Source organism: Pedobacter folensis (genome assembly GCF_056490665.1).
The window spans coordinates 159,545-178,038 of sequence record NZ_JBWJIF010000001.1 but is presented as its reverse complement, the minus strand read 5'-3'; the positions used below and the strand labels follow the sequence as shown (position 1 = coordinate 178,038).

15 protein-coding genes are annotated in these 18,494 nt (G+C 45.3%); 5 read left to right on the top strand and 10 right to left on the bottom strand.

Annotation, left to right across the window (positions count from 1 at the left end):
* Positions 1 to 13: 13 nt before the first annotated feature.
* From AC04QZ_RS00665 to AC04QZ_RS00650, 4 genes are all read right to left on the bottom strand, one after another.
* On the bottom strand, positions 14 to 880 hold the full coding sequence (locus AC04QZ_RS00665; protein WP_478356144.1) for a universal stress protein: 867 nt from the start codon (positions 878 to 880) through the stop codon (positions 14 to 16).
* Between the two features lie 268 nt (positions 881 to 1,148).
* Positions 1,149 to 3,659, bottom strand: coding sequence for a cation-translocating P-type ATPase (locus AC04QZ_RS00660; RefSeq protein WP_478356143.1), 2,511 nt, complete (start codon positions 3,657 to 3,659; stop codon positions 1,149 to 1,151).
* A gap of 184 nt (positions 3,660 to 3,843) precedes the next feature.
* Complete coding sequence (locus AC04QZ_RS00655; protein ID WP_478356142.1) at positions 3,844 to 4,212, bottom strand: helix-turn-helix domain-containing protein; 369 nt, start codon at positions 4,210 to 4,212, stop codon at positions 3,844 to 3,846.
* Between the two features lie 221 nt (positions 4,213 to 4,433).
* Complete coding sequence (locus AC04QZ_RS00650) at positions 4,434 to 4,997, bottom strand: HdeD family acid-resistance protein (RefSeq protein WP_478356141.1); 564 nt, start codon at positions 4,995 to 4,997, stop codon at positions 4,434 to 4,436.
* Positions 4,998 to 5,301: 304 nt separating this feature from the next.
* Between AC04QZ_RS00650 and AC04QZ_RS00645 the strand changes: the two genes are divergently transcribed.
* Entirely contained in the window at positions 5,302 to 5,781 is a 480-nt protein-coding gene (locus AC04QZ_RS00645; RefSeq protein ID WP_478356140.1) for a universal stress protein, read from the top strand.
* A 467-nt stretch (positions 5,782 to 6,248) separates the two neighbouring features.
* On the opposite strand, the gene AC04QZ_RS00640 is transcribed toward AC04QZ_RS00645, so the two are convergent.
* From AC04QZ_RS00640 to AC04QZ_RS00630, 3 genes are all read right to left on the bottom strand, one after another.
* Positions 6,249 to 7,724 (bottom strand): L,D-transpeptidase family protein, encoded by a 1,476-nt coding sequence (locus tag AC04QZ_RS00640; protein ID WP_478356139.1) that lies wholly within the window; start codon positions 7,722 to 7,724, stop codon positions 6,249 to 6,251.
* Between the two features lie 91 nt (positions 7,725 to 7,815).
* Complete coding sequence (locus AC04QZ_RS00635) at positions 7,816 to 8,538, bottom strand: LOG family protein (protein WP_478356138.1); 723 nt, start codon at positions 8,536 to 8,538, stop codon at positions 7,816 to 7,818.
* Positions 8,539 to 8,729: 191 nt separating this feature from the next.
* Positions 8,730 to 8,969 carry a YgaP family membrane protein gene (locus AC04QZ_RS00630; protein ID WP_478356137.1) on the bottom strand — a complete coding sequence of 80 codons (240 nt, stop codon included), beginning with the start codon at positions 8,967 to 8,969 and terminating at the stop codon, positions 8,730 to 8,732.
* A gap of 284 nt (positions 8,970 to 9,253) precedes the next feature.
* Here AC04QZ_RS00630 and AC04QZ_RS00625 point away from each other — a divergent pair, with 284 nt between their 5' ends.
* Both AC04QZ_RS00625 and AC04QZ_RS00620 read left to right on the top strand, forming a co-directional pair.
* Positions 9,254 to 10,714: an MBL fold metallo-hydrolase RNA specificity domain-containing protein gene (locus AC04QZ_RS00625; RefSeq protein ID WP_478356136.1), complete on the top strand. Its 1,461-nt coding sequence runs from the start codon at positions 9,254 to 9,256 to the stop codon at positions 10,712 to 10,714.
* A gap of 60 nt (positions 10,715 to 10,774) precedes the next feature.
* Positions 10,775 to 13,150 carry a phosphoketolase family protein gene (locus tag AC04QZ_RS00620; RefSeq protein ID WP_478356135.1) on the top strand — a complete coding sequence of 792 codons (2,376 nt, stop codon included), beginning with the start codon at positions 10,775 to 10,777 and terminating at the stop codon, positions 13,148 to 13,150.
* 207 nt (positions 13,151 to 13,357) lie between these two features.
* On the opposite strand, the gene AC04QZ_RS00615 is transcribed toward AC04QZ_RS00620, so the two are convergent.
* Together AC04QZ_RS00615 and AC04QZ_RS00610 are read right to left on the bottom strand one after the other, a co-directional pair.
* Complete coding sequence (locus AC04QZ_RS00615) at positions 13,358 to 13,852, bottom strand: hypothetical protein (RefSeq protein ID WP_478356134.1); 495 nt, start codon at positions 13,850 to 13,852, stop codon at positions 13,358 to 13,360.
* 32 nt (positions 13,853 to 13,884) lie between these two features.
* Positions 13,885 to 14,757 carry a universal stress protein gene (locus AC04QZ_RS00610; RefSeq protein ID WP_478356133.1) on the bottom strand — a complete coding sequence of 291 codons (873 nt, stop codon included), beginning with the start codon at positions 14,755 to 14,757 and terminating at the stop codon, positions 13,885 to 13,887.
* A gap of 385 nt (positions 14,758 to 15,142) precedes the next feature.
* Here AC04QZ_RS00610 and AC04QZ_RS00605 point away from each other — a divergent pair, with 385 nt between their 5' ends.
* Positions 15,143 to 16,174, top strand: a complete 1,032-nt coding sequence (locus AC04QZ_RS00605; protein WP_478356132.1) for a glycoside hydrolase family 130 protein — start codon at positions 15,143 to 15,145, stop codon at positions 16,172 to 16,174.
* Between the two features lie 226 nt (positions 16,175 to 16,400).
* Here AC04QZ_RS00605 and AC04QZ_RS00600 read toward each other — a convergent pair whose 3' ends face one another.
* Entirely contained in the window at positions 16,401 to 17,507 is a 1,107-nt protein-coding gene (locus tag AC04QZ_RS00600; RefSeq protein ID WP_478356131.1) for a universal stress protein, read from the bottom strand.
* Between AC04QZ_RS00600 and AC04QZ_RS00595 the strand changes: the two genes are divergently transcribed.
* On the top strand, positions 17,488 to 18,366 hold the full coding sequence (locus AC04QZ_RS00595) for a universal stress protein (protein ID WP_478356130.1): 879 nt from the start codon (positions 17,488 to 17,490) through the stop codon (positions 18,364 to 18,366). The genes AC04QZ_RS00600 and AC04QZ_RS00595 overlap by 20 nt on opposite strands.
* Positions 18,367 to 18,494 lie beyond the last annotated feature (128 nt).

Genomic DNA, 18,494 nt, shown 5'->3' with positions numbered 1-18,494 from the left:
AGTCTAGAGATTTTTACCAGACAACGGCCTTATGCCCCTGGGGAAATACGAGCAGCGGGAGTTCGGTAAGCCTGGCCATTTTTTGGCTATGACTCCCCTTTAGCACTCCGTCCAGAAAATCGTGCGGACGGTGGATCATGGCCAGACAATCCACATGTCCATATCCGTTGAGCCATTCCAACCCTCCCTCGACATCCTTATTATATACATTTTTATAATAGATCTTATCGTAGTTGATGTCCGTCCTAAGCTGTGCGATAAAGTCATTGATCTTTCCTGTTCGTTCGGGCCCTGCCCCATTCTCGACAACGTGGACAATAAGCAGCTCTGCATTGAATGCTGCCGCCAGCCCCGAAAGGGATTGAATAGCCTCAAAGTCCGCTGTGCTCAGATCAGTTGCCAAGGCGATCTTGGTAAAAGGGCTAAATTTTACATTTTTCGGTATGAGCATCAAGGGTAGCTGCGCGGCATCTATCATGTCCCTGGTACTGCTGCCCAAAAAAAACCTCCTCATATCCCCGGAACCGGAAAGCCCCATCACTGCCAGATTAACCCTACCGTTCAGAACTGCTTCACGCACTAAATCCGAGAGATCACCGACCGCTGCTTTCACAGAAATTTTGGGAAAAGCTTTACCGGGAAGGCCGTTGGTTTCAGCGATCAGATTGGCAAAGTCCTTCAGCGCTCTTTTGCTCTGGCTAATGACCGAATCATAATCCATCGGCCAGACCATACCGCCAGGGATGGGTTGTGAGAGTGGAACGGTAATGGCATTGCACAGTATCAGGTTGGCCTTAACCCTTTTTGCGAGTTCAAATGCATAGCGTGAAGCATTTTCAGCGGATTCCGAAAAATCGGTCAAAGCAAGTATTGTTTTCATGGTCTGGATATTTATCAGTTTTTCGCTGGCCGGGCAACTCCCCGGCCAGCGATATGCTCCCAAGTTCAGAATTTGCCTTTTTTCCAGTGATGATATTTATCATATCTGAATATGTTTTTGATCAGTGGAGCAGATTCAAGACCGATATATCTCATTACCTTCACTAAAAGTCTGCTCAACATGCAGGCTGCCGCTCGTCGCTTTTTTCTATCATCCAAAAAAAGCAAGAGGGATGATGGGAGCTTCCGGCGGACTAAACCCAGGCTTTTTATTTTTGTTGCTCAGATGCCCTATTTCTCCATTTGACAAGTTCAAACCATGCGACAGAAACAAATCCCAGGGCAATGCTGATTAAGAGTCTCGATAAACTAAGGGATTGGAATCCAAAAAACGATGCCAGGAGGGGCACGTAAATCAACGCACCTGATATAGCAACGGTAGTGGCTATCATGATGGGAACTAGGTTGTTCTTGTACCTGATGGTAGTAAAAAGCGAGTAGAAAAAAGAGCGGTTGACCAGCGTGAGTAATATATTTGCGGATATCAGGCAGCTGAACACCATGGTTCGGGTGATGAGCTCATCCGCCCCATCATTTACCGCATACTGATAGGCCGCAAGGGTTCCGGCAGTAATGAACAGGCCCTGAATCATGCTTGTAGATAATTCTTTCCAGCTAAAAAAGGTTGCCGTCAGGAGCCTGGGTTTTTGCAGCATTGTATTTTTCTCGATCGGCTCATTCTCATAGATTATCGAACAGGTTGGGCCCATAATCAGCTCCAAAAAGATGATATGAACAGGTGAAAAGATATTGGGATAAATCCATCCCATTGCCAATGGAATAAACACAGTTAGTACAATGGGAATATGAATGGATATAATGTACTGTATAGCCTTTTTCAGATTGGCGTAAATGCGCCTGCCCATCGCCACCGCATCAACCATCTTGGATAAATCATCCTCGAGCAAAATCAACGAGGCTGCCTGCTTGGCAATTTCAGTTCCTTTTTTACCCATTGCGATACCGATATGCGCAGCTTTCAATGCTGGTCCGTCATTCACCCCATCCCCGGTCATGGCAACTATTTCTTTATTGTCCTTGATGGCATTGATGATCTTTAGCTTGGCCTCCGGAAACATCCGGGTGAAAACATTTACAGATTTGACTTTATTACCGAGCTGCGCTAAAGACAGGGGCATCAGCTCATCACCGCCCAGGCAATCTTCAGCCCCCCTGAAACCAATTTGCCTTGCGATGGCGCCTGTGGTTTGTGCATTGTCCCCCGTAATAATCTTAACAGCGATACCCGCTGCGTAAAAGGCGTCCAGCACAGTGCTGATATTTTTCTTTGGTGGATCATAGAAGGCAAGGAGACCTTTAAATGAAAACTCATATTCCTGCTGGTTTTTTGGAAAATTATCTCCTTCGAAGCTTGCCTGTGCTACCGCCAAAACGCGGTACCCCTGTTTAGCTAAAGAAAAAATCGCTTCGTTGACGTTTTGTTTTTGAATCCCGCTGAGATGACTTACCATCATAAGCGCCTCCGGCGCGCCTTTTGCTGAGATAATCCGCTGCCCATGGGAGTTTTCAAACAGGTGGGTCATCATTGGTGGCTTCCCTCCCAGCGGATACTCATGAACCATATGGAACTCAGCGCGCTCATCTTTTGCCGAATTTTTAAGGTAGGCATCATGTAGGGCGACTTCCATTGGATCGAAGGGTATGGGTTCGCTGGCCCACATGCCCAGGGTTAAGACTTCCCGGGTGGCCGAATCTAAAAGATGATCTTCGATATCAAAGATTTGATTGGTCTGCAGTGCATATATTTTTGTCAGGCTCATCCTGTTCTCGGTCAGGGTTCCGGTTTTATCGGTACAGATCACCGAGGCACTGCCAAGGGTCTCCACGGTTTTCATCTGTTTGACAATGATCCCCATGTTCATCATGCGCCAGGCGCCCAGTGCCATAAAGGTTGTAAATGCTACAGGGATTTCTTCCGGCAAAATGCTCATTGCCAGTGTCAGGGCCTTAATCAGGCTGTCCAGAATATGTGGAAAGCGGAGGTAGTTTATTAACCACACAGCGAGGAATACAACCCCGCCAACCATTACCATTTTTTTAACAAAACTATTAATCTGTAGCTCAAGTGGTGTTTTTTCATCTTTTATCGACTCCAGGCTTTCCCCGATCACGCCCAGGCGGGTTTTATTTCCTATTGCCTGTACTGTGGCAATAGCAAGGCCGCTTGCGACGGTGGTCCCGTGAAAAATTAAATTTTCCTCTGATGAACCGTCTTTGTACACGGGAAGGGACTCACCGGTGAGTACGCTTTCATTGACAGAGAAATCATTGGAATGAACAATCACTGCGTCAGCCGTTATTGATTTCCCTTCTTCAACCATCAGGAAATCCCCGATGACCAGGTCTGCTGAACTGATCTCCATCACCGTCCCGTTTCTGATCACACTACATTTGGGCTGCGAAAAATCCTGTAATTTTTCCAGGGCATTTCGGCTCCGCGAATCCTGATAGAGCGAGATGGTTGCCACAACCACTACGGCAAGGGAAAGAAAGATACCATCACCAGGTTTCCCGGTGAGAAAATAAATCAGGGAAGCGGCCAACAGCAAGATAACCATTGGCTCTTTTATAATTCTTTTCAGGGCATCCAAGAAGGCATTTTCCTTTTTATAAGACAAGATATTTGTGCCGTAATTTTCCCGGGAGGCATTCACCTGATTATCGCTCAAACCGCTAAGCCCAAAAGTATTCATCTTCATTATCGGTGGATCATTTTTGCAAGGTTTTATAACACTATTTTAATTCAGATTAAAAACGCCATGATCGGCTTTACCTTGCCGCTTTTCAGCTATCTGCTGGGTTTAAAGAAACGGAACAAGCGATACTAAAGTAAAGCCAGACTAAGCATGATGACTTTGAAAAAACAGGCGTCACAGGGGATATTCACCAAACCCTGGCACATTTATTTTGTATTTTTTTACGCATTAACACTCCGTTGTATTTTTCCAATAATCCGATGTAGCGCTCTACCCAGTATCTGACTTCCTTATCTTCTGCGACCAGTGAAGTACATATATCTAATTCGGGTTCAATAGATCGCACTGAAAACCCGTATATTTCCTCTAAAGCCATAACAGAATTTACGCCAATGGTATTTTCAATCTTTAGGATGGTCAAGGCATCAAGATTTTCTTCCCTGAACCATTGATATACCGTTGGCCGGGATACATTTAACCTGCGCGCCAGTTCAGATATCCCAAAACCGCTCCTGCGTACACTCCGTTCCAGCAGAGCCCCGTAATTTTTGGCCATAATTATCGAAGTTTGATTTAGCTGCCTTAAACCATAACAAAAGGTATGTCATTTCAAATTTATCGCTTGGCTAAAAAGGAAAGGATGACCTAAGTCATTGTCATAGATGATTTTGATGTCAAAAGCTCAACCCACCAGATCAGTTACACAAAAGCGGTGATTATTGACACAAGTTGTTTTAGCTTAATTTAAAGTCTACACGTTACTTCAGATTTAAAAAATTAGCGAAGTGCATTTGCAGCGTTGAATAACTTAAACGAAAAAAAGATTCTCAACAGACCCGAGCTAATGAATAAAAGGGCCATCCAGGAGACAATGTTGATCATGCCCATAAGCGGATTATCAAGGATTAAAAAAGAGAAAACGAGGATGATAAGGCCAGGCAATAGGAAAACAAACCAATGCCGTCCTGAATAGGTTGTGGTATTCAGGGACCTTCCGATCTCCATAAAACCATTCGATAACATCCAGATCCCAATCAATACTGGTAAGAGGATCATGGTCAGCATAGGGAAATAAAACAGGTAAACTGCTAATGCAATATCTATGATTGCCCCGCTCAGCAGCCATAACCAACCGGAAACCCTTCTGCGAAATATAAATGCCAGATATAAATGAAAAAAACCAGATAAACCTAAGCCCGTGGCCAATATCAGGCTTAATGAAAAGTATGCCTCCGAGGGACTTATGAGTATATAAATACCTATCATCACCATCAATATCCCTGAAATCAACATCATCGGAAGAATTGGCATTATGCCCCTTGCTGAATGTTCGTTTTTCATATATTATAAACTTTAAGCCCCTGGCGCCTAAGAAATATGCATATGGGAGCTAGGGTATATACTAAGTTTTTGCCAAAATTGACTATTGAAAAAAATCCAGAAAGACAGTCAAAATAATTATCGTAAATAAAGCTTTAACTGGTCATAATGAATTTACCGGGGTTTTCTGCATAAATCCTGAACCGTATACGAAATTAATGCATCTTCCCCGAACCAGCTATGATTCTGATCAATCAGCAGGATGATACCAGTCAGCATTTGCCACATTGTTTTTAGCCATATTTAATATATAAAACGGAAAATCATGAACACCAGGAAAAAAGCATCCACAAAAATGATCCTAATGCTTACAGAATTCAGCAACAGGGATAAAAACGCTACAGATGCAGCACTAAAACTGGCTGCGAAACTTGGGCTGAACCTGATGCTTTTGCACGCCTACCCCATAACGGGCAATGAGCAGTCAAATGCCCAGATGGAGAACACTAAATACCTATCAGAGATCGACAGGTATTTTGAAAGTGAAAAGGAAAGGCTGCTGGAGCTATTAAAAATAAATCAAGGGGGCATTTTCCAGCCCGTGATCAAAAGCTGTTCGGGTGAGGGCAGTTTGTCGGACAACGTTTGCGGAATACTTGAAAAAGAAGATATCGTTATGATCGTCATGGGGGGACGTCCTGCCAGGGACAATGACTACCTGTTCTGCACAGAAATAGACGAGATACTTTATAAAACACATCGTCCGGTACTCATCATTCCCGAAAAGATGGGCCTGGAGATTTAAATCCCGGTGGAGTGAGAAATTTAAGGCACCCTTAACGGCATAGTCACTGAATAATCCGCTGTCCACGCATAATAAGAATTCAAAACTGATGTTTCCCGCTGCAATTTGCAGGCCGCCGAGCGCTGGCTTAAAGCGCCATTGATTTCCCAGTCATGTTGCGGGTCGGGTTCTCTGGGAGCTTTACTATGCAAGAACAGCATATCAGCATCAAGGCCGGTTCATTTCTGCCGTACAGCAATATAGGCAATGTCCCCCGCATGAAGATCTGAGGCCAGGAGAGTTTTAAAACCCCGGTATTTGGACAATCCGCGGATAAGCAGCGGAAGTTCACAAATTTCTATCGCTGATCTTACCATACTCCCGCCGATTATCCTATTGACACTCGGCACCGTGGTCATACCCAAACAACAAGGTCCATTTTTTCTGCGTCAGCCTCACCGATCACATCTCTTCTGGATCCGCCTGCGCTATTTTTTGGTTCCCGCAAGCTGAACCTTTGAGGGAAACATCATTTGTTCCAGGGCGGCGTCCCTTTTATAAATATCAGGGTAAGACCTAAATAGGCCATCATCGATCTCACAGGTAAAATAAGTGATCTTTATAGGTACCGGATGAGTTAAAGCGAAATTTCTTCTTTGCATTTTCTCCAGTGATTCGTTCATTTTCGGAATCCTACCGGCCGGTCCATCATACTCCAGAAGTAACTTGGCCAGCCGGTCTGCATTTTCTACCCGGACACAGCCGTGACTGAAAGATCTTGACTCTTTTTTGAAAAGTTTTTGTTCCGGTGTATCGTGCAGGTAAATATCAAAACGGTTTGGAAATCTAAAGACAATTTTTCCCAGTGCGTTATCACATCCCGGTGACTGCCTTGCAAGGTAAAGACCGGGGTGTGCGGATATCTCCTGCAGTTTTTTCCGGGTAATGACAATATAATTACCTTTTAGATCATAAATCCCATAGTGGTTGTTGTTCAGGTAACTGGAATCCTTTAACGCTTTAGGCAACAGTTCGTTTGCAAAAATCTTCTGGGGAACTTTCCATTCAGGTGCCGTGGTCATGTAGTTAACCTGGCTTTCAAGCTCCGGTGTTGGGGTGGAAGGTTTTCCTACTACGGTCTTGAAAAGTATGATGCTATCCCCCCGCAGAAGTTTAAGTGAATATGATGGGATATTAATATGGATATAATAATCCTCGCCGGAATTTATCCAGCGCATCCTTTCCATGTTGATCGCCATTTTCCTGGCATCACCTTCAGGAAATTCGTAGCAATCCTCGATATACTGTCCTTTCACCAGATGGAGATAATCCTGCAGGAGCCTGTACATCTGCATTTTTGGCTGCGCCGAGACTACCGTTTCCATGAAGTCCCTTGCATGAAGGGCAGCGGTTAAATGTGCCACCGGATCAAAGCCACTCTGCTTTCCCCCTTCCAGGACCTCCGAGGTGTACACGGGATTAAACTTGCCATAGTGCAGGTGGATGACCAGGGTAATGAGCGCATCGGTTAAATAAACATCAAAATTCCCCTTCTCCTGTGGATTTGAGCGTACCTGCACCAATGGCTTTAAAAGATCATAGGTCAGTTTACCGGGATGAAAATCATCTCTGTTCAATCCAAACTGGAGTACACAGTCCATCAGAAGCATCGATTTGTAAATCTCCGACTTCACCGTATCCGGTTTGACCCATATAATTGAGAATCTCTGGTTTTTGTAGAACTGCCCAACCAGTTTTGGATAGTTCAGCTGGGGCGATATTTGAGAAAGTGCAGTTTTAACATAAGTGGAATCAGCCAGGGCTATTTCAGCTTTTGAGTGATTGGTATTCCTTACCGATGGCACGGATGCAACCACTGAAGCTGAAAAGCCGCATAAAAGTGCACAGGAGATAATTTTTCTCCTTAACATATTTTCCAGGAAATAAAAGTTCTGAGTTTTCATAATGAACTGTCTTATCTGGTAAAGCTCCCAAGAATCCGCGTTATAAATAATGATCGGGATCATTACGGGCACTGATTATCGACACTCAGGGTCACTGCCGCTCAAACAGCCAGCTAAAGGGACGGAGTTTTTTTACTTTTTGCAAGCCGAATTTTTTGATGCTGTGCAGCTTGATGAACTCCTCGGCCTGTGAAATATCGTCGGTGATTAGAAAAAGACTGAGGTCGGCTTCACTTATTGTCCCATTCTCACGCATTTGAGCAATATGGCCAAATAGGTTTTTGTGAAACTCTTTTCCGAATATGATTACCGGGAAATCATGGATTTTGCGGGTCTGGATTAAGGTAAGGGCCTCGAAGCACTCATCAAGTGTCCCATATCCGCCGGGAAGGACAACAAAAGCAAAGGAGTACTTTACAAGAAGCACTTTACGGGTAAAGAAATGATTCATGTTGACCCACCTATCCAGGTAAACATTGGGTTTCTGTTCCCTTGAAAGAGAGATATTGCAACCCACCGAGCGCCCAGCTACGTCTTTTGCGCCCCGGTTTGCGGCCTCCATCAGCCCCGGTCCACCTCCAGTCATGATGGTAAAACCAAGCTTTGCAAAAACAGAGGCTGCCTCTCTGGCAAATTGGTAGTACGGATGATCCTGGGAAAAACGTGCCGAACCAAAGAAGGTAATACAGGGACCAACAAAATGAAGTCCCCTAAACCCTCTCACCAGATCGACCATTGTCCTGATGACAAAGATAAATTCCTTTATTCTGGAATGCGGACCTTCCAGAAATTCAATCTCGGATTTACTGTTCATATTTTTGGTTAAATGAAAGGTGGTCAATTCTATTAAACATGGTACAGGTTATCCGCTGAACTGCCTGAAATTATGGAGATAAGTGTAGAGAGAAAATTTTTAGAACAAGCGGTGTATATTTTTGCAGTGCCCCGATCAGAATCATTTAATTGCCTACGATTTAAATGCAAGTAACATCGACCGAAAATTGTCTACCTGTGCCTATTGGTCCGGATGTCAAGGGCCATGTACAAGGGGCAAAACCCGAAGATTCCGGTCCACAACAGCATACCTGCAATACTGATCAGCGCCAACTCGGCACTTGCATTAATAATACCAAAAATGTATGCCGGCAATATTGCAATTGCCAGCAGCGTCCTTACCGCCCTATCTAATAGTCCCATATTTGTTTTCATTTCCATCGTCCTAATTTTTCCAATATACTTTATCATTACTTCAGGAATTCTATTTGCTTAACACTAAGCTAAATCAAGGTCTGCAGCGGATTTCAATAAACAATATGAAAACCCCTATTCTTTTGATCACCAAATTCACTAAAAATACGTAAAGCTAAAATGAGCCAGGTCATGGGTGATGATGATTGTTGATCTATCAAAAAAAGGTTATGGAGAGAACTGAAGACTTCAGCTGACGCTAATCATTGATACCAATGATCCCAATCAGCTGAGCGAAAGACCGGCATTACTAACTTTAGGAGTATACTCATATTAAGCCAATGCAACATACATTCAAATCCAAGCGGGACGGTTCAACTGATAACAGTACCGCTGTCTACCTTGCATCCTTCGGTGCGGCACAGACCGTGACCGGGTCGAAACATATCCTTTATACCCCTGAGGTGGACATTCTCATTGATTGCGGACTTTTCCAGGGGATCAAGTCGCTAAGGATAAAAAACTGGGAAGCGCCGGGTTTTGATATCGAACGCATTGGAGCCTTATGCCTTACCCACGCCCATCTGGATCATTGCGGTTATATCCCAAGACTGGTGGGGGCAGGATACAGCGGGAAGATTTACATGACCGCTCCCACCCGGGAGCTTGCTGAACTTATTTTAAGAGATAGTGCAAAAATCCAGGAAGAAGATGCATGGAAGGCTAACCGTCACGGCTATTCAAAACACCATCCTGCAAAACCGCTATACACGCTCACCGATGTCGAACGCTGCCTACACCAGTTTGTAACTGTTGAGCCTGGGGTAGAGATCAATATTGCAGGACAGGTGAATATGGAGTACCAGCTATCGGGCCATATTCCCGGGGCATGCTCCATAGAATTTACCGTATCAGATAAGAAAGTGCTTTTTTCAGGCGATATTGGACGCACACACTCGGGTTTTCTGGATGCTCCCCAGCACGGAGCGCCCGCGGACGCGGTTATTATGGAATCCACTTATGGGGACAGGCTCCATGGAACGCAATCAGCTGAAAGCGAACTGGAGGATGCCATCAACAGCACCCTTGAAATGGGCGGCAATGTGATGATGCCTTGCTTTGCAGTCGGCAGGGCGCAGGAAATCATCAGGATTTTATATTTGCTCAAACAGGCAGGCAAAATTCCGCAGTCCCTCCCGGTTTACCTGGACAGTCCTATGGCTGCAGCAGCATCCGATATCTTATTGCGTTATCCGCAGTGGAGTACCTTAAGTGAAAATGAGTGCAGGATGATGATGAAAGGTCTCATCATCAATGAGAAACATGAAAACACGATCGGCATCATCAAAAACAAAAAAAGCAAGATAATCATTGCTGGCAGCGGCATGCTCTCGGGCGGCAGGATCCTGGAATACCTAAAACATTATGCCGGAGATAAGCGTAACTGCCTTATCCTTTCGGGCTTTCAGGCTGAGGGTACCCGCGGGCGGGCACTGCTGGAAAAAACCCATGAGATACGCATAGACGGCCAATATTTTCCGGTAAGAGCAAGGACGGTTTCGCTGAACAACCTTTCCGCACATGCCGATCAGCATGAACTTATTGAATGGCTGAAATCATCATCAAAAAAAGAAACCCAGGTCTTTCTGGTCCACGGCGAACCCGGAGCCCAGGAATCCTTGAGGGTTAAGATAAGGGTTACACTGGGCTTTGAGGCCCGTATTAGCAGGGAGGGGGAAAAAATCAAGTTATTTGATACGCCCGGCACTCAGCCTAAAAAAAAGAATAGACTATTTAAATAAGGACCAGAGCAGATAAGATATTACCGGATCGAAAACCACACTATAAAAAATAAAAACAAAATGGAAATACAGACCAGCCAAAGCACTTTTGTGCTAAGCGATGAACTCTTGGAGAAAATGGATGCGTACTGGCGTGCAGCGAATTACCTCTCTGTGGGACAAATCTATCTTTATGATAATCCGCTACTCAAAGAACCCCTGAAGTTGTCTCACGTAAAACCGATGGTGGTGGGACACTGGGGAACCTCCCCCGGCCAGAACTTTATCTACGTGCATCTAAATCGGGTGATCAAGAAACTCAATCTAAACATGATCTACATATCCGGTCCCGGACATGGCGGACCTGCACTTGTTGCCAATACCTACCTGGAGGGAAGCTATAGTGAAGTCTATCCCGACATCAGCGAGGATGAGCAGGGAATGAAAAAGCTCTTTACCCAATTTTCCTTTCCCGGAGGCGTCTCCAGCCATGTTGCGCCCAGTACGCCAGGATCGATACACGAGGGTGGAGAGCTTGGCTATTCGCTGAGCCACGCTTTCGGGGCGGTTTTTGATAATCCGGACCTGATCGCCACATGTGTTGTCGGGGATGGAGAAGCGGAGACCGGACCCCTGGCTACAGCCTGGCATTCCAATAAGTTTCTTAATGCAAAAAGTGACGGGGCGGTATTGCCCATTCTGCATTTAAACGGTTATAAGATCAGCAATCCCACCCTGCTCGCACGCATTCCGCATGAAGAGCTCGAACAGTTCTTTCGCGGCTGTGGATGGAAGCCCTATTTTGTTGAAGGATACGAAGCTGCGGACATGCACCGCAAAATGGCATTGGCTATGGAACAGGCCATCAACGAGATCAGGACATTTCAGAAAAATGCCAGAGAGAAAGGAGATCATAAAAGGCCTTTGTGGCCGATGATCATCCTTCGCTCGCCAAAAGGATGGACAGGACCAAAATCAGTAGGGGGAAAAAAAAATGAAGGAACCTTTCGCTCCCATCAGGTCCCCATACCCATTGACCAGGCACATGCCGGCAATGTGGAACTTTTAGAACAGTGGATGAAAAGCTACCGTGCAGAGGAACTTTTTGATCAAAACGGAAAGCTTATTTCGGAACTGGCAGAACTCTGTCCAAAAGGCGATAAACGAATGGGCGCCAATCCCCATGCCAACGGAGGGCTGCTGCTCAGGGAAATCAGGTTACCGGATTTTAGGGAGTTTGCATTGCAAGTCTCTTCCCCGGGCAGCGTCCAGGGACAGGGAACTGTAACATTGGGCAACTATTTATCCGCCCTTATCAAACTTAATGAAAAGAATTTCAGGATATTCGGCCCCGATGAGACCCTATCAAATCTGTTAGGTGCGGTCTTCGAGGTCAGCGACCGCCAGTGGGACGCGCTGTCGATGGAGGAGGATGAATTTCTGTCCCCTTCCGGCCGCGTTCTGGATGCCCAGCTCAGTGAGCACCAGTGCCAGGGATGGCTTGAAGGATATTTGCTTACGGGCAGACACGGCATGTTCAACAGCTATGAAGCCTTCATTAGGATTGTGGATTCGATGTTCAGCCAGCACGCCAAATGGCTGAAGGTAGCCCGGGAACTTCCCTGGCGAAGGGATATCGCCTCACTAAATTACCTGCTGGCCTCACATGTCTGGCAGCAGGACCACAACGGCTTTACCCACCAGGACCCCGGTTTTTTGGACCATGTGGCCAGTAAGAAAGCAGACGTGGTCAGACTGTATCTTCCTCCTGATGCAAACTGCCTGCTGAGTGTGATGCACCATTGCCTTGGCAGCAAAAACTACGTAAATGTCGTTGTTGCGGGCAAGCACCCCCTGCCCCAGTGGCTGGGGATAAGGGAGGCGGAAATACATTGTGCACAAGGCATTGGCATATGGCAGTGGGCCAGCAATGACCAGCAATCAGGTCCCGATATCGTGATGGCAAGCTGCGGGGATACGGTAACACTGGAGCTGCTCGCAGCAGTTTCCATTCTTAGAAAGCATTTTCCGGAACTGAAGGTCCGTGTGGTAAATGTAGTTGATCTGATGAAAATGCAGTCTGAGCTTGAGCATCCGCACGGACTTAGCGATGCTGACTATGATTCGATATTTACCTTAGATAAACATATCATATTCAACTTTCATGGTTATCCGTGGCTGGTGCACCGCCTGAGCTACAAAAGGGCAAACAGGAACCTTCACGTTAGGGGATACATTGAAGAAGGAACCATAACCACCCCCTTTGATCTCAGGGTACAGAACAAGATTGACCGCTTCCACCTGGTCATCGAGGCAATTGACAGGTTGGGAAACCTGGGAAGCAAAGGTGATTATCTCAAACAGCAGCTCCAGGATAAGCTCCTGGAACACAAACATTACGTGCAGAGATACGGAAAAGATATGCCCGAAATCGCCGGTTGGGTCTGGGGTGAATAGCATTTATAAAAAAGCGGCAGGCAGTTGTAGAAATCAACAACTGCCTGCCGCTTTTATCATGAAAAATCCCTATCGGGGTTTCAAAGAATATTTTAAGCTCCAGGGAGAGGAAAAAGTCCGGCATTTTTGTAATCCCTGTCTGACCTGATACAAAAGAGTCAAAAGGATCATACGAATCTAAAAAACACACAGGGCATTCAAATCAGATCACCTTTGGGAAAGGTTACCTAAATTTTCATTGCAGCTGACACTATAAAAGCGGAACTTGCCGCGCTTAAAATCTATGCCCTGTTTTTTGTCCAGATAAACGCGCCCGAGGTTTTTCATGATTTTACCCGTTCCCAGGATCAGTGAATCCCCTTTCTTCAACAGTGCCAGCGGATTGGTAAAAACGGCATCTGCAGGTTCGTCCGAGCGAAACCTGTAGGTAACAAAAAGCGTATCCCCCTGGTAGCTACCGGTAACTCTACCCTCATTTTTTTTGTGGTTGGAATAGAGAATCCAAAGGTGCCCGCTTACCACATTTTTTCCTGAGGTACTGATTTTTAAAAAAGCTGAATCTTTGCCATCCACTGCCATAAAACAGTCCCAGCTGGGCGGTGATTGTACGAGTTTTTCGATATTTTTATTTTCCGGGCTATTGCGGCACATCATCAAAACCGGAAGAGAGAGGATGAGCAGGTAAGGATATTTTATCTTCATGGTTTGTATTTTTAAGGTTGGGCGTAATTTTATCACGCTTTTTTTTCAATATAGTCTGGAGGAAATACCAATAAGGGTGTGGTGGTATACCTGGCAAAACGTTTGGTTCTGCTTCCGCTGAATATTTTATCGAGTATGTTATGCTTCCTGTGGAGCATCGAGACAATGTCAATATCTTCCTGTTCCGCTATCCATTCTAGCCCCTGATCGATATCGCTGTTCCAGACCGGTTCATAACGGATTTTATTGTAGCCTGTAAGTATTCTCATCTGGCCGATAAAATCCTCACAGATTGCCTGCATACCGGTGCCCAGATCCTTTCTCATCTCAATGATGTGCAGCACGCAGAGTTCAGCTTTAAACCATGATGCAAGTTTACAAAGGTATTCCAATGGCTTTATATCTTGCGGCGTGAGTGACCCGGCATAGACTATTTTCTTTATCCCGTGGTATCGGGCACCGAAAGGGATAAGAAGTACTGGACGATCACCTTTTTCTATAATCGCCATGCTGTTACTGCCCAAGATAAAATTTACAAGCCCGCCCGCTCCGGACAGCCCCATTACGACCAGGTCAGTATCAATCTGTCCGGAAATCTGTCCTATCACAGCAAGTACCGGGCCTTCAGCGCAACGGTAGTCTACCATAGGACAACTGGCCGGTTCATCCGAGCAGGAATCATCGAGTAGTTTTTTCACCATGAGATCGAGTTCACCGCCAATACTCCCCTCAAGGTCCGCAGTATCCATAACCGGCCAAAGACCGCTTACAGAAACAGGTACGGGAAGGACAAAAGCATTGACGATAGTTACCCGTGCATCTAACACCTTCGCCATGGAAATGGCATATTTTGCCGCATTTTCAGCGGGGGCCGAAAAGTCGGTCGGAACAAGGATTTTTTTCATTTCTTATTGTTTTTTTTACTAAAAACCGCATTTAAGCTCATCTGTCATGGTCCATTTATTTTCCATCGCTTTATTTACCATCATGCAGGGCTTTCCCAAAGTTAATACCTAAGGGGAATACCGGGAGATGATCTTAATTAGTTAAAAGGATGATTAAAGACATCCAGGCAAGAAAAACCTAAACAAGGCCCCCGATCACTTGTATCCCACTAACACACGGATTACTTTTAGGAAGACGGGGAAATTTAAAAAAAAGCTGACCGAGCCATTAGAAGTGATTTGGATCAGTCTCTACCCTAACTATGCTCATTGAAAGGACATCCCTGAGGGAATATCTTTATGAATATGGTTATAGCCTCTAGAAATTCCCATATCTAAAAAAACGATGATCAAGATCAGAAAGGAAGGCATCCTACTCTACCCTACAGACAAGCCCTTTGAATCCAGGGCAGTACTTAACCCTGCAGTTCTCCAGGAAGGAGAGAACATGGTGATGCTATACCGGGCCGTTAATGCATCCGGGATTTCAACGATTGGCAAATGTATGTTGAAAGGCCCGCTCAAAGTCACCCAAAGAGACAAAGCACCACTTATAACTCCTTTAGGAGAAGAAGAAAGCGCGGGAATTGAAGATCCCAGGCTGGTAAAAATAGACGGCACATATCTTCTAAGCTATACCGCTTTTGACGGAATGAATGCACTTGGTGCAGTTGCGGTATCTTCAGATCTGGAGACTTTTGTGCGTTACGGCATTATTGTCCCAAAAATTGTTTTTCCGGCTTTTAGAATGCTTGCGGAACAATCAGGCGCATTGAATCCAAAATATGCCAGGTATGCTCACGACAAAACCTTGTCCAAGGGCAGCAGGCCTCTACTGGTCTGGGATAAAGACCTGGTTTTCTTTCCAAGAAGGATTAATGGTAAAATATATCTCATGCACAGGATAAAACCGGACATACAACTGGCCAGTGGGGTCAATCTTTCGGATTTTGACAAGCCTTTTTGGGAAGATCACCTGAAACACTTTCAGACACATATCCTGCTACGTCCCAGGTTCGCTCACGAGGTAAGCTACATTGGTGGCGGATGCCCGCCGATCGAAACCGAATGGGGGTGGCTGGTGATCTATCATGGCGTATGTGATACACCCGATGGCTACCGGTACAGCGCCTGCGCTGCACTACTCGAGCTGGACAATCCCGAGCGGGAAATCTCCCGTCTGCCTTATCCGCTGTTTTATCCTGAAAAGAACTGGGAATGTAATGGCGAGGTCAATGATGTCTGTTTTCCTTCCGGCGCGGCGGTATTTTCCGGAAGGCTCTACATTTATTACGGAGCTGCAGACTCCTGCATCGCCTGTGCCTCGGTTGATCTGAAAGGTCTTTGCGTGGAACTCTGGCGTTTCCGTGATCTATAAAGGATCACGATGATCATTCCATTCAACAAATGCCCCTGTATGATTGATCTATTTATTATCTTGAAATCTTGCTTGATAAAGAAAAAATCTGGTACTGTAGAATGAACGGATATCAAATTCATTCAATAGCTGCCCCATAAAAAACGCCTTCGTTGCTTATACCTCAAAGCCGATCAGCCCGGCAGGAAGGCATTTGCCGGTAATTGACTAAAATTCTCCGGAAAGTTTAATTATGCAATTGCCTTTCGCCTGAGCTGGCGGGACCGGGGCTGGTAGCGAAGCCCAGGGGAAAGATAATCAAGGGCACCCGGGTCCTGGAAATCATTCTTAAGGTTTTATCTCCCCCGAAGAGTTCTTCTATCATACTGTGCTTTTTGTGTACCATTGCCAGCATATCTGCTTCAGCGTTTTTATCCAATATCGCTAATGCCTCCTCAAGGCTATCCTTTTGTTTGTACCTGTAAAAAACCTTTGGGTAGTCAATTTCCCGGGCTACCTTGTCGAGAAATTTTTTCTCTTTCTGCAGGAACTGTCGTCCCCTCTCAACAGATACCCTGTTATGAAAAATAACTAGATCTGAATGATAAGCAGACGCGATTTGAGCTAAAAAATCAAGTGCTGTGACCTCACTATCCCCAAAGTCAGTAGCGAAAACAATCTGCCGGATCGGTACAGGAGGAAAGTCCGCGGGAACAAGCAGCACGGGCACACTGGTCCATTTGATCAGCTTACGGATCGTACTTCCGGGCAAAGTTCCCAAATATCTTTCCTCAGGCTTGATTCCCATGACAATCATACCCATATCCTTGCGGTTGAAAAAGGATTTTATCCCGGCCGCAGGAACACCAATTGTTGAGAAAACCTCAATGAGCGGCTTAAAGCCATCATTGCACAACTGGTCTGCATCCTGGTTAAGTTTTGCCTCCAGTGAAGACAATCTCTCCAATGAATCCTTTTCGGCAAGGTCATATAAGCTGTCCTGGGAAACCATGGTCCCCTCTGCTACCATTGCTAAGCCAACCGAGTAGATGTGGACTATGGAAAGGTTCATTCCGCATGAGCATGCCATCCGTAGCGCATAATCTGCCGCAGAAGCTGCTGCCTTGGAAAAATCTGTGGCAATCAATATTTTATACATAACAACTATTCTATTTTGAAGATATAAATCTGATAAAACCAAATTTGGGAGCAGGTGAGGGAAATCAGCGGTACCGATGATACTGGAAATAAAACAACAGAAGCCATGGGCAGGATTATTACCGGAGCTGACCGTGGTCATCCAAAAACTAAAGCCTTTCGCATAGTTTAGCCAGATGAAAACAATATTGGTCATGACCGATTTTTCCAGGGCTGCGAAAAATGCTGCTCAAACTGCGCTAAACATTGCCGAACATTTTGGGGCTGAGCTACTGCTGCTGCACAGCTATCACCTGCCCCAGATTATTCTCGCTGAACCTTTAAAAATGGACTATAAGGAAATTGAGGAGTATGCTGCAGTTTCGCTTGAAAAAGAAAAGGAAAGACTTTTAAAGCTAATAAAAACCAGACAAAGGCAAACCAGAATCCACACGATAAACACCATTGCCCCGATATCTGAGATACTGTACGACATCCAGCAGGGCGAAAAAATCATCCTTGCTGTGATGGGTAGGCACAAAAGGCATAAAAATAATTTTCTTTTTGCAAACCATATCCACATTGCCATGCGAAACAGCGATTGTCCGCTGCTTATATTATCATCCAGTGAATTCCTTCCGGACAGATGCAGGATAAACTTCGCTTCCAACCTCAATGAAAAGGACATCGTTCTGCTTGAATCCATTGATAAGGTCCGCAAAAGATTTAAAGCTAGCCTGTCGCTCAGCTACGTAATGGGCAGTCCAGGGTTAATTGCTGATTTTAATGAAGAAGAACGTATAGCATCTTTTCAGCGCGCGTTGCGGAAAGGTAAATTCAGCGATATCCCCTTTCATCTTTTAAAATCTCCTTCGATCACCCGTGAAATCGACCGTATGTTTCCTCCATCTAAAGATAATCTTTTACTTCTTGTGAACAGGACCCATGGGGTGCTCCATGAGATTTTTCATTCCTCTCACTGCTATGCAATTATTAAAAAGCACCGTGGGGCCATCCTGGTCTTGCCTGAACATTGGAAACCGGCATGGCGGCCGCGTACAGGCGCAGGAGCATAGAAACAGTTTTAAACCTGCTGGCTTGATCCTGCATTGGCAATTTCGCAGCCTATAAAACCTTGGCTCCGTACATCCCGAAAAAAAACATAAGCGCTGGTGATGGTCCGCTTAAATCACATCTTTTAAAA